Here is a 13,104-nt window from a genome sequence, read left to right as displayed (position 1 = left end):
ATTGTTATCTCTGAAATGTAAAAGTTTGTGTATTCATGTTTCCTGCAGTATTGGTTGCTGTCACTTTTAGTGTATGTACACCCGAACCTTTAGGACATTTTTCATCAAAAAAATAAACGAAATTATCTTTTATTCTGGCAAAACGAAGCCATTTCCCATCCAGTTCCGCACGAAATGATTCTACATCTCCAATATCCGTTTTCCCTCTGAGGATCAAAGAACTGCCTGCTATAAGCGCACCTTCTTTCCAGTTTGGAGAAACCGATGGCACACTATTATCCAAAAGAATTCTCGCTACCCCCAATCTCTTAAATTGTCCTTCGACATAGCTACCATTCCACTTTCCTTTAATAAACTCTTTATCGCTTCCATAGTTAAGCTCAATTACCAAGCGGTTCTTTTCATCATCATTTAATTTCCGGTTGGGTTTTATTTTCAGAGCATAATGATCATGAATGGGAACATAGAGATTGTGTAATATGACAGCATTTGAAACCGCATCAGAATCAGATCTTTCAGACATTTTAAAATTAATTGCGTCATAAAGGGCATTTTTGCTCAAATTGATTTCCGCATTCTCTGTTTTTATTGTCCTTGCTTCATTAGGATGTATTGTCTGGGCACCCTCAACTATTCCTTCTGAAGTTTTAATCCATTGGATTTGGGTTGTTAGCCGACTGGTATTTCCATTAGTATCTTTTAATACAATTTCAATATTATGAATCGCATCATCAGGAAGGTTTATAATCCCATTTGATCCGGAACTGTAATCAGAAAGTTTCATTCCCGGTAATACAGACAAATGCTGAATACTCATTTTATCAAGAATGAACTTTGCGTAATCGATACAACCATTGATATACCGGGTATCATCATAACTCACTTTATCTATTGTAAAGCTGTATATTAATTTATTATCCATCAAAAGCTGTGCTTCATAGATCCCGAGATTAAAACCCTTATTAGCTTTATCCACAGCTTTAATGGCTAAGCTCACGACCGGAGAATTGACGTATATGATATTGGCCGTATAAGTATTTCCCAATTTTTTAACGGAGACATCATTCGCTCCAGGTTCATAGCTACTGAACCGTCTGTCATACCAATACAAACCACTCACTATGGGGGCAATATTGTCCGGAATGTTAAAACCAAACAACAACGGATTCAGGCACTCTTCCGTTTTTGTATCTCTGATTTCAAAATGCAGATGGGGTCCGGCGGATCCGCCGGTATTTCCACTTAAAGCGATCATCTGCCCTTTCGCTACAGGAAACTGGCGTGGAGAAAAAGTAATATCCTGCTCCCACTTTTCATCTTTATACTGCTTTTCTTTTACGGATGCGTCAAGCTGATCAAAATATTTGTTTAAATGGGCATAAACAGTAGTATAACCATTAGGATGTGTAACGTAAACAGCATTGCCAAAACCATAGCGTTCAACCTTTATTCTGCTTACATAACCTTCCGCTGCAGCTACTACGGGAAGGTTTTCCTGACTGTTCGTCCGTATATCCAGCCCCATGTGAAAATGATTTGACCGTACAGCACCGAAATTAGCCGCCAGCTGTATCGGGATATTTAAAGGATTTCTAAAGTAGTTTTGAGGATAGCTATTTTGAGCCAGCATCAGGTTCCCGCTCACAAAATAAATAATAAGCAATAATCTGGAAATGGTTTTCATTCAAATGGTTTTTATGTGTTATCTTAAAATTACGAAATTTTGGTTAATTATCAGAAAAGTCTCTTTTTCAAATGGATTTCACGGATTTTAAATTTTAACGCATAGATTCTATTTTCTATATTTATTTAATAGGAAGACACTTAATCTTATTCCCTTTTTTTGCTTCAATTAAAATGATGTTTTATAAATTAAAACATCGTATTAAAATCTTCATAATGTTTCAAAACCTGCGAGAGTATTATTATGTTTTGGTTAAAACCAAATGATAAAATATATAATTTGAAAGTGGGCTAAAGCCCACTTCTATTGATAAAAACAACAAATAAATAAAACTCTTTCTCAATCATATACTAGAAAAATAAACGATTATACTATTACTAAACAGATTAATTTTTAATATTACTTACACAGAGACTTGTTCTATAGTTTTAATTTTATTTCTTATTTTCAAGGAAAACTAAATGTACACAATATGAAAAAAGAAAGGTTATATTTCATCTATTATCTTGTGCTGCTTACTTTCGTAGCGGCAAATATTGTTTTCCTTATTAGCAAACCTGAAAGGAATATAGATTGGATAATTGCAATAGGTAATATAATATGGTCCTCTACATTATCTTTTTTTATTTTAAAGATGTATCGAAAAAACAGAAACGAAAGATCTCAATAAAATTATTTTACTTGAATAATTTAGACTGTATTTCATTTTAACAAGCCTCATAGATATCCAAAAGTTTATGGGGCTTTTTTATAACTTCATATATGGTTTTTATATAGTAAAACTCAGCATTTTGCCTTCTTTTTATTAACCGCTGAATTATATTTCTGAAATTGAAGTTTTTAATAGATGATATCAAAATAAAACATATATTATAAACCGACAAAAAATCACTAAATTTGCCAACTTAATTAATCAACGATATTGAGATAATACAATGAGTCAATTTAAAGAATACAAAAACCTCAACCTTATTGATATAGCCGACAATGTTTCGGAATTTTGGAAACAAAATAAAACCTTCAATAAAAGTGTTGAAATTCGCGAAGGTAGCCCTGAGTTTGTATTTTATGAAGGTCCGCCTTCAGCAAACGGTATGCCCGGGATTCACCATGTAATGGCAAGAGCGTTGAAAGATATTTTCTGCCGTTACCAGACTCAGAACGGTAAACAGGTTTTCCGTAAAGCGGGTTGGGATACACACGGGCTTCCTGTGGAGCTTGGTGTTGAAAAGGAATTAGGAATTACGAAAGAGGATATTGGCAAAAAGATTTCTATTGAAGATTATAATAAAGCATGTCGTGAAGCGGTAATGCGTTATACAGACGTGTGGAATAACCTTACAGAAAAAATAGGATATTGGGTGGATCTTGATGATCCATATATTACCTATAAATCAAAATATATGGAGACTGTTTGGTGGTTACTAAAACAATTATACAACAAAGAGTTGTTGTATAAAGGTTATACGATCCAGCCTTATTCTCCAAAAGCAGGTACAGGACTTTCTTCACATGAGTTGAACCAGCCCGGAACATACCGTGATGTTTCGGATACCACCATAGTAGCTCAATTCAGAGTAAAAAAAGAAACCAGTGATTTGTTCAACGATGTAGAAGGTAATGTAGACATCCTGGCCTGGACCACTACTCCATGGACGCTGCCGTCAAATACAGCTCTTGCTGTAGGAAGAGACATTGAATACGTTGTTGTTAAAACTTTCAACCAATATACTTTTGAGCCTGTAACGGTTGTGTTGGCAAGAGTTCTTTTGGAAAAGAACTTTGGTAAAAAATATGCAGCAGGAACAGCGGAAGATTTTGCCAACTATACATCGGAGAGCAAAACAATCCCTTACCAGATTCTGAAAGAGTTTAACGGAGAAAAGTTAGCAGGAACTCAGTATGAGCAGCTCATCCCATGGTTTACGCCGTCTGAAACCCCTGAAAAGGCACTCAGAGTGATCATCGGTGATTTTGTGACAACTGAAGACGGTACCGGTATCGTTCATATCGCTCCTACTTTTGGTGCGGATGACGCCAGAGTTGCTAAAGAGGCAGGTATTCCTCCAATGTTGGTAAAAGATGAAAACGACAATCTTGTTCCGTTAGTAGATCTGCAGGGTAGATTTATAAGAGGAGAAAATGTTCCGGAAGTATTCTCAGGAAAGTATATCAAAAATGAATATTATGATGACGGGACCGCTCCTGAAAAATCTTGGGATGTTCATTTGGCAATTGTATTAAAAGAAGAGAATAAAGCTTTCAAAGTAGAGAAATACGTCCACAGTTATCCTCATTGCTGGAGAACTGACAAACCTGTATTATATTACCCATTGGATTCGTGGTTTGTAAAAATGACAGCTGTAAAAGACCGCCTGGTGAATCTGAACAAGGAGATCAACTGGAAGCCAAAAGCTACCGGAGAAGGACGTTTTGCCAACTGGTTAGAAAATGTTAATGACTGGAACCTTTCACGTTCCCGTTACTGGGGTATTCCATTACCTATCTGGAGAACGGATGACCTGAAAGAAGAGATAGTAATCGGTTCTGTAGAGGAACTATACAACGAGATCGAAAAATCCGTTGAAAAAGGATTCATGAAAGAAAATCCTTTCAAAGGGTTTGAAATAGGAAACATGACGGAAGAAAACTACTCTTTGGTAGATCTGCATAAAAATGTGGTGGACAAAGTTGTTTTGGTATCTGCATCAGGAAAACCTATGAATCGTGAAAGCGACCTGATCGATGTATGGTTTGACTCAGGCTCTATGCCTTATGCCCAATTGCATTACCCTTTTGAAAATAAAGAATTAATAGATAATAAAAAGGCCTTTCCGGCGGACTTTATTGCCGAAGGTGTGGATCAGACCCGTGGTTGGTTCTATACCCTTCACGCAATCGGAACAGCCGTTTTTGATTCAGTTGCTTATAAAAATGTTATGAGTAACGGACTTGTTCTGGATAAAAACGGTCAGAAAATGTCTAAGCGTTTAGGTAATGCGGTAGATCCGTTTGAAACTCTTTCCGTTTATGGCCCGGATGCTACACGTTGGTACATGATCTCCAACGCAAATCCTTGGGAGAATTTGAAATTTGATATTGAGGGCATCGATGAGGTAAGAAGAAAATTCTTCGGAACCCTTTATAATACTTATTCCTTCTTTGCATTATATGCGAATGTGGATGGATTCAATTACTCAGAAAAGGATGTGGAAAACCGTCCGGAAATAGACAGATGGATCCTTTCCGAACTGAACCTTTTAATTAAAGAGGTTAAAGCATTCTACGAGGATTATGAACCTACAAGAGTGGCAAGAGCGATAAGTAATTTTGTAAATGACAACTTAAGTAACTGGTATGTAAGATTATGCAGAAGACGTTTCTGGAAAGGAGACTACTCCGATGACAAGATCTCCGCTTACCAGACTTTATATACATGTCTTGAGGTAGTTGCTAAATTATCCGCACCAATTGCTCCGTTCTTTATGGATCAGTTGTATCAGGATCTGAATAAGGTAACAGGAAAAGAAAACTGTGATTCAATACACCTTACAGATTTTCCGGTTGCTGATGAAAGTTTAATCGATCAGGATCTGGTTGAAAAAACCCATTTAGCACAGCAAATCACAAGCATGGTATTCTCTCTTAGAAAAAAAGAGAATGTAAAAGTACGCCAGCCTTTACAAAAGGTATTGGTTCCTGTATTAGATTCCAAAGCTGAAGAACAGATTCTTGCAGTTGCGGAACTGATCAAACAGGAAGTGAATGTAAAAGAATTACAATTAATCAATGCAGAAGAAGCTTCTCATTTAATTGTAAAGCAAATTAAACCGAACTTTAAGGCATTAGGCCCTAAATTAGGGAAGGATATGAAAGTAGTTGGAAATGAAATTGCTAATTTCTCATCAGAACAAATTGCTGATTTAGAAAAAGAAGGCAAAATAGCTATCCAAGGTTACGAAATAACAATGAATGATGTTGAAATTTCAACAAAAGACATTCCGGGATGGACAGTAACTTCTGATGGAAAAACAACTGTGGCATTAGATTTGACGTTGACAGACGAGTTGAAATCTGAAGGTGTGGCAAGAGAGTTCATCAATAGAATTCAAAACCTGAGAAAAGACAAAGATTTCGAGTTGACAGACAGAATAAATATCTTCATAGAAGAAAATTCACCATTCCTTGATAATATCAAGAAAAATGAAGAATATATTTCTGCAGAGGTCTTGTCAAATAAAATAGAAATTGTATCTTCACTTTCAAATTTTAACGAAATTGAGATAGATGAGGTTAATTTTAAGGTAAATGTTGAAAAAAATTAACATATAGTTATTGCATTTCAAATTCCATTTCATAATTTTATTAAAAAAGAGAAAAGAACATGTCAGACGAAAGAGTAAGATATAATGATTCTGATTTACAAGAGTTTAAAGCGATCATTAAAGAAAAAATAGAAAAAGCAGAAAAAGATTTACAACTGATAAGAGAAAGCTTTATCAATGACCAGAATAATGGGACTGATGACACATCGCCTACATTCAAAGCGTTTGAAGAAGGAGCTGAAACTCTTAGTAAGGAACAAAACTCGATCTTAGCAGGAAGACAGGAAAAATTTGTTCGTGATCTTAAGAACGCTTTAATCAGAATAGAAAATAAAACGTATGGTGTTTGCAGAGTAACAGGGAAACTGATTCCAAAAGAAAGACTATTGGCAGTTCCTCATGCTACCTTAAGCATCGAAGCGAAAAATATGCAGAAATAACCGTAAGGTTTGTAAAATAAATTTGGGTTTATATTGTATTAGCAGTAATACTTTATAAACCTAATTTTTAATTTATATCCATGAGCGAATATTTAATTTTAGGGTTGATCCTTATTGTGGTTTTATGGTTTTTCAACAGGGAGAGGATTAAGAATAAATTCTTTCCTGATCAGCACAAAAACTATACAATAGACGATCAGTTTAATTCCGATAAACGCGAAAGGGAAAAAGAAATTGACAAACTTTTAGGTAAGATGGGCAAAAACGGCATCAATGATCTTTCTCCAAAAGACAGAAAAAGACTTGACGAATTATCTAAGAAGTAAAAATCTAAATCCAGAACAATGGAATCTATAATAGTACATCCCAAAAATCCTATGGAGCTGAGTGCACTGAAAAGTGTTCTGAAGGAAATGAACATTAAATTTGAAAAGGCTCATGTTAAAAGTTCATTTAACGGACAAAAAGTGATCAAGAAAGCAAGCGATAATAAAAATGTAAAACCGGCTGCAAAATCCTCAAAACCTAAAGGACAGTAATGAAAAAGATATTAGCTATTACATTTTTGGTATTGTTAATCGACCAGGCTTCAAAAATATATATAAAAACTCATTTCAACCTTGATGATAGTGTTTCCGTTCTTCCGGGTTTCAAACTTACTTTCGTAGAGAATCCAGGAATGGCTTATGGGCTTCACTTTGGCGGTGTTATAGGTAAATATTTTTTAGTTATTCTAAGAATATTCCTGATCGGGGGAATGATTTATATGTTCAAAAAATGGCTTCAGCAGGGAGCCTCCAATTATCTTATCATTCCAATGGCTGTAATTTTTGCAGGAGCCATCGGTAATCTTATCGACGGAATGTTTTACGGGTTAATTTTCGATAGCGGCACCGTTTATGATCCTAGCATCGACCGCTGGATCGGATACGGAGGTATTTCGAAAATAGCTTCTGCAGGACAGGGATATTCGTCTTTCATGAGAGGCTGTGTAGTGGATATGCTTCACTTCCCACTGGTAGACTGGAATGTACCGGAAAGCTTCCCTCTTATTGGTGGAAAGCACATTGAATTTTTCAAATATATCTTTAATGTCGCGGATTCTGCCATTACTGTAGGAGCCATATTATTATTGATTTTCAGAAAAAAAGCCTTTCCAAACGGACTGGAATTTTAGAAAATAATACAGATGAAAAAACTGATTAAAAATACTCTTAAAATTTTCCTGCTTCTTCTCGTAGCAGGAATTATTTTTATTGCCTTTGCCAACTATAATATCAAAAAACAAAGTGCCCCATACATTTCAGATAACTTATCAGTATTACCTTCGACCAAAACAGCAATCCTCCTTGGAACAAGTAAAACCCTAAACAGCGGTATGCCCAATGCATACTTCTACAACAGAATACAATCCGCTATAGATCTCTATAAAAGTGGTAAGATACAATACATTATTGTAAGTGGAGATAACAGTACTGCGGACTATAATGAGCCTGAGGATATGCAACTTGCTTTAATGAAATACGGAATTCCCCAGGATAAAATAATTCTGGATCACGCAGGTTTTAGAACACTAGATTCTGTAATCAGAGCTAAAGAGATTTTTGGACAAACCAGATTCATCATCATTTCCCAAAAGTTCCACAATGAAAGAGCCGTATTTTTAGCCCGTAAAAACGGAATCGAAGCCTATGGTTATAATGCAAATGATGTGAATAAATATGCGGGTTTAAAGACCAATCTAAGGGAGTATCTTGCTAAAACCAAAGTATACTGGGATCTTTTATTTGGGGTACAACCGAAATTCGGTGGGGAAAAGATTGTGATTCCATAGTTTTTGTGTCCCCCAGATTTTGAGGACTGGGTATATTTTTAGTTTAAATTAATTTTAACTTTGGGCTAAAGTCCGCTCCTATTGATCCTTCTTTTTGTAAAAAAATTCCCGAGATTTATCCAAAAATCTTTTAATCTTTTAATCTTTTAATCTTTTAATCTTTTAATCTTTTAATCTTTTAATCTTTTAATCTTTTAATCTTTTAATCTTTTAATCTTTTAATCTTTTAATCTTTTAATCTTTTAATCTTTTAATCTTTTAATTATTATTCCCGCCAAACCTCGTAAATTTGTGGTTCGTTAATTTTTATAAATAATAAAACAAAATGTCAAGAATTCTTACCGGCATTCAAGCCACCGGAACACCGCACCTTGGAAACTTATTGGGTGCTATTATTCCTGCTGTTGAACTATCGAAACAGGAAGGAAATGAATCATTTTTATTCATCGCTAATCTGCATTCATTAACTCAGATAAAGGATGCAAAAGAGCTGAAACAAAATACCTACGAGATTGCTGCGGCTTGGCTTGCTTGTGGGCTGGATACTGAAAAAACATTTTTTTACAGACAGAGTGATATCCCTGAAACCTGTGAACTATCTTGGCATTTATCATGTTTTTTTCCTTATCAGAGATTAACCCTGGCGCATTCATTTAAGGATAAAGCAGACAGGCTTCAGGATGTGAATGCCGGTCTTTTTACTTATCCTATTTTAATGGCTGCAGATATTTTATTGTACGATGCAGAAATAGTTCCAGTAGGAAAGGATCAGCTTCAGCATTTGGAAATTGCCCGGGATGTAGCCTCAAGGTTTAATAATCAGATGGGAGAGGTACTGGTACTTCCTCAGGCCGAACTTCAGGAAAATACAAAATATGTCCCTGGAACAGATGGTCGTAAAATGTCTAAATCCATGGGAAATATTATTAATATTTTCTTACCGGATAAAGAACTGAAAAAACAGGTGATGAGCATTGAAACAGATTCCAAATCATTGGAGGAGCCGAAAGATCCTGAAACCGACAAAGTATTTGCAATTTATCAATTGATTGCAACTCCTGAACAGACAGAGGAGCTAAGAGCAAAATATCTTGCAGGAAACTTCGGATACGGACATGCAAAAACAGAACTTTTAAACCTGATTACCACTCGTTTCCAGAAGGAAAGAGAAACATTTACCTACTATATGACCCACCTGGATGAATTGGAAGCAAAACTTCACGAAGGTGCTGCAAAAACAAGAGTGATTGCAGTAGAAACCATTAAACGTGTAAGGGAAAGTCTAGGACTTTAATATATAGGTAGCTAACTTTTATTCTTTGACAGAATGAAGCTATGCATTCCGTCTTCAAAATCATAAACAATATCCCATCCGGGATATTGTTTTATTATGGTTTTAATGATAGAAAGTCCCAATCCGGTAGAACTGCTGTCCGTGCTTTGCTTAAAAAACCTGTTGAAGATTTTTTTTCCATCCAGAGGATTCATTGATCCGGTATTCTGAAAAATCATCCTGTCCTTTTCGGTAATAATATTTAAAATTCCATTTTGATGGTTATACCTGACTGCATTTTTAAGTAAATTAGAAAGTAAAATATTGGCTAAGTCAGGGCTGAAGATAGTTTCAAATATTTCTTTGTCCAACAGGTTTACTTTAATCTCTTTGTATTCTATAAAATCTTCATAGCTATTGACCAGCTCTTTGATCATCGCAGTAAAATTTACATGGGACAACGTACTGAACTGATTGTTCTCAATTTTAGACAGCATAAGCAATGATTTATTCAGGCTTGCCATCCTTCCCAGATCATTCTTGATGTCAGTAAAGAAATTCATATCCTTTTCATCAAACTGATCATTCTGTATTGCCAGATCTATTTTATTGATTGCAATTGCCAAAGGTGTCTGCAATTCGTGAGATGCATTTTCAATAAACTGTTTTTGTTGATTAAAGGCGAGCTCGTTACGATCAATCATTTCGTTGATCTCTCTATCCAGCTCTTCAAACTCTTTGATGGAATATTTTGGAGACTCTTTATCAGAAGAAATCCCAAACTGATATTTTTTGAGCTTATCCAGAATACGGTAAAAAGGCTTCATCGCTTTGTGAAGCAAAAATCCGTTGATCCCGATAATACTTACTACCAATAACAGATACAAAACAATCAGAGCTGTTGTAAGGTCATATACCAGCTCATCTTCTTCTACCGTGGACGTTCGGATAGTCAATTTCTGATACTTTCCAAACTGGTCTATAAAATCTGTCTCAAGAACTCTGTAAGGCTGCTCTTCATCATCGTATTCCATGTAATACATCTTATTAAAAAGCTTGTTCTTTTCCTGATGCTCTGCTGCAGAAATAGGATTGATCTTAAATTCATTAAAACCAAACTCATTATTCTTTAACAAGTGCTCATCCAGATATACTGCCTTAATAATCTGTATTTTTCTGTTTTTCAATCCATCATCCACATTATCATACACTTCGTCCAGAATATAGGCGTAAAATAATGCCGCCCACACTGCAATGATCAATAGCAGAATGGTTATCAGGTATTTTATGGTATAATATTTCAGAGAAACTTTCATCATACAAATTTATATCCTATTCCGTAAACCGCCTGAAAATCAGCTTCAGCTCCTAACGCTTTGAGCTTTTTACGAAGGTTTTTTATCTGTGAATAAATAAAATCCAGGCTATCCGCCTGATCAATATAATCGCCCCAAATTGCTTCTGCAAGCATTGTTTTTTGTAATGTTTTTTCAGGATGTATCACGAAATAATACAAAAGATCATACTCCTTACGGTTAAGGATCAATTCTTCATTACCTATCTTTACTTTTCTGTTGTCAGGATCCACAAAGATGTTTTTATAAGTGATTATATTCTCTCCATCCTGATTTTTCCTTCTGATGACCGATTTAATCCGGGCCATCAATTCTGCCAGGTGAAAAGGCTTGGCAAGGTAATCATCTGCCCCTATTTCCAATCCGCTTACTTTATCGTCGACAGAATCTTTTGCAGAAAGGATGATTACAGGATCTTTTTTGTGCATACTTTTAATTTCTTTAAGAAGATCCATCCCACTTCCGTCTGGCAGCATAATATCCAGGAGAATACAGTCATATTCATATGAAATGATTTTATCCAAACCTGAACTATAGTCAGAAGCGGACTCTACTATAAAGTGCTGTGCTTCAAGAAAGCTTTGCACAGTATTTCTTAATTCCGCCTCATCTTCAACAAGTAAAATTTTCATAGTAAGTATTATTCTGACTTTCTGATCAAATATATAAAATTATAACCTCCTGTTCCCGGGAGGCTATAATTTATCAAGATTAAAAATTATTTGTGATAGAACTACCATCCACATGAAAACTAAGCGTTTGCTCATTCAGCACATGGATTTTGTATTTATTCTTTATATCTTTTACCGATTCAATGATCATACATGGATGGTATATAGTAAGAAAAGTAAGTATATTTCTTCGGCTTTCTTTGTTGATTATATTCCAATTTACCATAACATAAAAATTTAATATAGTATTAGTCATCAATCTTACTAAAATTCCCATTTTTGTCGAATTTCAGGTCAACGCCATTGGATAGTTCAGCTTTATAAGACCATCTTTCTTTTTCAATTTTTATAATCCAAGTGTTTGGAAAGCTTTTAACCACATAATTTCTTATACCTGCAGGAATAAAGCCATACGGGAGCTTCTGATGCTTACCATCCACTTCCTTCCAGTTTCCCTGGCTGTCAAACTCTATTTTCACACCGTTGGAAAGGTATACTTTGTATTCGTCTACTCCATATATTTCACGGTCCTCTATAACGGAACCTACTGCAATACCTTTAAAATTTCCTGCCAGAAACTTCTTTGCAGTAACAGGTAATTGATTGGGACTGATTGCTCTATCCTGTGCAAATATGAAACCTGCTGATAAAACTAAGATAAAGGTTAGTAAGCTGGTGATTTTCTTTAAACTTTTCATAATATAAAATTTTATTCATTTATTATGAAGCAAAATTCTATATTAATTTAGGAAAGAATTAGGAAAAAAATGTAAGCAGCAAATTTTAAAGATATTCTTTGATTTGAAGAAGATGCTTAATGGTCTTTACATTTTCTTCTGTCCGGTTTTCGTTCAGGACATCAAAGAAAATAACATCCATTCCAAAATTCATGGCTCCTACCGCATCTGCAATCCAATCATCCCCTATCAAGATACTTTCTTCCTTATTCGCCTGTGCACGACCTAAAGAATACTCAAAAATTTCAGGATTAGGTTTCCTCACCCCCACGGCATCAGCACTGGTGATCGTATTAAAATAATGATCAATCCCTGAAAGTATACATTTTCTTTCCGTGACTTCCTTAAAGCCATTGGAAATAATGTGCATTGTATATTCTTTTGATTTTAGATAATCAAGAACATACAAAGCTCCCTCTACCAGTTCATTGTGATTAAGAATTTTATCCAGAAAGTGTTCTTCAAAATAATCTGACAACTGCTCATCTTCAACTCCAAAATGTTTAAAAGTATTAAGAAAACGGTGTTTTCTTAAATATTCTTTACCGATTATGCCGTCTCTGATTTTTTCCCATAAGCTCTCATTGATTTCATGATACACTTCATGAAATTCCTCGAAATCTATATTGTATTTGAGTGTTATTTCCTGCTTTTCGAAAAGATCCCTGATGGTAAGGTAAGCGTTCTTGCGATGATCCCAAAGCGTATTGTCCAGGTCAAAAAAAATGTGCTGAATTTTCATACAGCACAAAATTAATACTTTAATTTTTAGAGATCGAATAATT

The 13,104-nt window shown here is 35.1% G+C and carries 12 protein-coding genes; 7 read left to right on the top strand and 5 right to left on the bottom strand.

Annotated features, from left to right (window positions below; all coding sequences use genetic code 11):
* Positions 1 to 4 precede the first annotated feature (4 nt).
* Positions 5 to 1,684: a M23 family metallopeptidase gene (locus AAEU33_RS06475; protein WP_345991527.1), complete on the bottom strand. Its 1,680-nt coding sequence runs from the start codon at positions 1,682 to 1,684 to the stop codon at positions 5 to 7.
* A 935-nt stretch (positions 1,685 to 2,619) separates the two neighbouring features.
* Here AAEU33_RS06475 and ileS point away from each other — a divergent pair.
* The 7 genes from ileS to trpS all read left to right on the top strand — a co-directional run bounded on the left by ileS (position 2,620) and on the right by trpS (position 9,577).
* Positions 2,620 to 6,009, top strand: coding sequence for an isoleucine--tRNA ligase (gene ileS / locus AAEU33_RS06470; RefSeq protein WP_345991525.1), 3,390 nt, complete (start codon positions 2,620 to 2,622; stop codon positions 6,007 to 6,009).
* Positions 6,010 to 6,068: 59 nt separating this feature from the next.
* Positions 6,069 to 6,449, top strand: a complete 381-nt coding sequence (locus tag AAEU33_RS06465) for a TraR/DksA C4-type zinc finger protein (RefSeq protein ID WP_034740299.1) — start codon at positions 6,069 to 6,071, stop codon at positions 6,447 to 6,449.
* Positions 6,450 to 6,529: 80 nt separating this feature from the next.
* A complete protein-coding gene (locus AAEU33_RS06460) occupies positions 6,530 to 6,775 on the top strand; it encodes a DUF6576 domain-containing protein (protein WP_172281168.1) in 246 nt (81 codons plus the stop codon).
* 18 nt (positions 6,776 to 6,793) lie between these two features.
* Positions 6,794 to 6,988 (top strand): DUF2683 family protein, encoded by a 195-nt coding sequence (locus AAEU33_RS06455; RefSeq protein ID WP_172281170.1) that lies wholly within the window; start codon positions 6,794 to 6,796, stop codon positions 6,986 to 6,988.
* Positions 6,988 to 7,626: a lipoprotein signal peptidase gene (locus AAEU33_RS06450; protein WP_172281172.1), complete on the top strand. Its 639-nt coding sequence runs from the start codon at positions 6,988 to 6,990 to the stop codon at positions 7,624 to 7,626. The genes AAEU33_RS06455 and AAEU33_RS06450 overlap by 1 nt, the downstream gene beginning before the upstream one ends.
* A gap of 12 nt (positions 7,627 to 7,638) precedes the next feature.
* Entirely contained in the window at positions 7,639 to 8,283 is a 645-nt protein-coding gene (locus AAEU33_RS06445) for an ElyC/SanA/YdcF family protein (RefSeq protein WP_345991521.1), read from the top strand.
* Between the two features lie 325 nt (positions 8,284 to 8,608).
* Positions 8,609 to 9,577: a tryptophan--tRNA ligase gene (gene trpS / locus AAEU33_RS06440; protein ID WP_345991519.1), complete on the top strand. Its 969-nt coding sequence runs from the start codon at positions 8,609 to 8,611 to the stop codon at positions 9,575 to 9,577.
* Positions 9,578 to 9,588: 11 nt separating this feature from the next.
* Here the strand turns inward: trpS and AAEU33_RS06435 are convergent, their stop codons facing one another.
* The 4 genes from AAEU33_RS06435 to AAEU33_RS06420 all read right to left on the bottom strand — a co-directional run bounded on the left by AAEU33_RS06435 (position 9,589) and on the right by AAEU33_RS06420 (position 13,061).
* A complete protein-coding gene (locus AAEU33_RS06435; RefSeq protein WP_345991517.1) occupies positions 9,589 to 10,875 on the bottom strand; it encodes a HAMP domain-containing sensor histidine kinase in 1,287 nt (428 codons plus the stop codon).
* On the bottom strand, positions 10,872 to 11,543 hold the full coding sequence (locus tag AAEU33_RS06430) for a response regulator transcription factor (protein WP_345991515.1): 672 nt from the start codon (positions 11,541 to 11,543) through the stop codon (positions 10,872 to 10,874). Before AAEU33_RS06430 ends, AAEU33_RS06435 begins: the two co-directional genes overlap by 4 nt.
* Positions 11,544 to 11,830: 287 nt before the next feature.
* Positions 11,831 to 12,280 (bottom strand): PepSY-like domain-containing protein, encoded by a 450-nt coding sequence (locus AAEU33_RS06425; RefSeq protein WP_345991513.1) that lies wholly within the window; start codon positions 12,278 to 12,280, stop codon positions 11,831 to 11,833.
* A gap of 85 nt (positions 12,281 to 12,365) precedes the next feature.
* Complete coding sequence (locus AAEU33_RS06420; RefSeq protein WP_345991511.1) at positions 12,366 to 13,061, bottom strand: YjjG family noncanonical pyrimidine nucleotidase; 696 nt, start codon at positions 13,059 to 13,061, stop codon at positions 12,366 to 12,368.
* Positions 13,062 to 13,104: the final 43 nt, after the last annotated feature.

The sequence above is a fragment of the Chryseobacterium sp. Chry.R1 genome, assembly GCF_039645525.1.
Lineage (GTDB): Bacteria > Bacteroidota > Bacteroidia > Flavobacteriales > Weeksellaceae > Chryseobacterium > Chryseobacterium proteolyticum.
The sequence above is the reverse complement of the archived record's forward strand: the minus strand, read 5'-3'. Positions and strand labels throughout refer to the sequence as shown.

What these genes read in the sequence shown, in the direction of transcription:
- AAEU33_RS06475 (WP_345991527.1), bottom strand. Translation starts at nt 1,684, where the DNA reads ATGAAAACCATTTCCAGATTATTGCTTATTATTTATTTTGTGAGCGGG.
- ileS (WP_345991525.1), top strand. Translation starts at nt 2,620, where the DNA reads ATGAGTCAATTTAAAGAATACAAAAACCTCAACCTTATTGATATAGCC.
- AAEU33_RS06465 (WP_034740299.1), top strand. Translation starts at nt 6,069, where the DNA reads ATGTCAGACGAAAGAGTAAGATATAATGATTCTGATTTACAAGAGTTT.
- AAEU33_RS06460 (WP_172281168.1), top strand. Translation starts at nt 6,530, where the DNA reads ATGAGCGAATATTTAATTTTAGGGTTGATCCTTATTGTGGTTTTATGG.
- AAEU33_RS06455 (WP_172281170.1), top strand. Translation starts at nt 6,794, where the DNA reads ATGGAATCTATAATAGTACATCCCAAAAATCCTATGGAGCTGAGTGCA.
- AAEU33_RS06450 (WP_172281172.1), top strand. Translation starts at nt 6,988, where the DNA reads ATGAAAAAGATATTAGCTATTACATTTTTGGTATTGTTAATCGACCAG.
- AAEU33_RS06445 (WP_345991521.1), top strand. Translation starts at nt 7,639, where the DNA reads ATGAAAAAACTGATTAAAAATACTCTTAAAATTTTCCTGCTTCTTCTC.
- trpS (WP_345991519.1), top strand. Translation starts at nt 8,609, where the DNA reads ATGTCAAGAATTCTTACCGGCATTCAAGCCACCGGAACACCGCACCTT.
- AAEU33_RS06435 (WP_345991517.1), bottom strand. Translation starts at nt 10,875, where the DNA reads ATGATGAAAGTTTCTCTGAAATATTATACCATAAAATACCTGATAACC.
- AAEU33_RS06430 (WP_345991515.1), bottom strand. Translation starts at nt 11,543, where the DNA reads ATGAAAATTTTACTTGTTGAAGATGAGGCGGAATTAAGAAATACTGTG.
- AAEU33_RS06425 (WP_345991513.1), bottom strand. Translation starts at nt 12,280, where the DNA reads ATGAAAAGTTTAAAGAAAATCACCAGCTTACTAACCTTTATCTTAGTT.
- AAEU33_RS06420 (WP_345991511.1), bottom strand. Translation starts at nt 13,061, where the DNA reads ATGAAAATTCAGCACATTTTTTTTGACCTGGACAATACGCTTTGGGAT.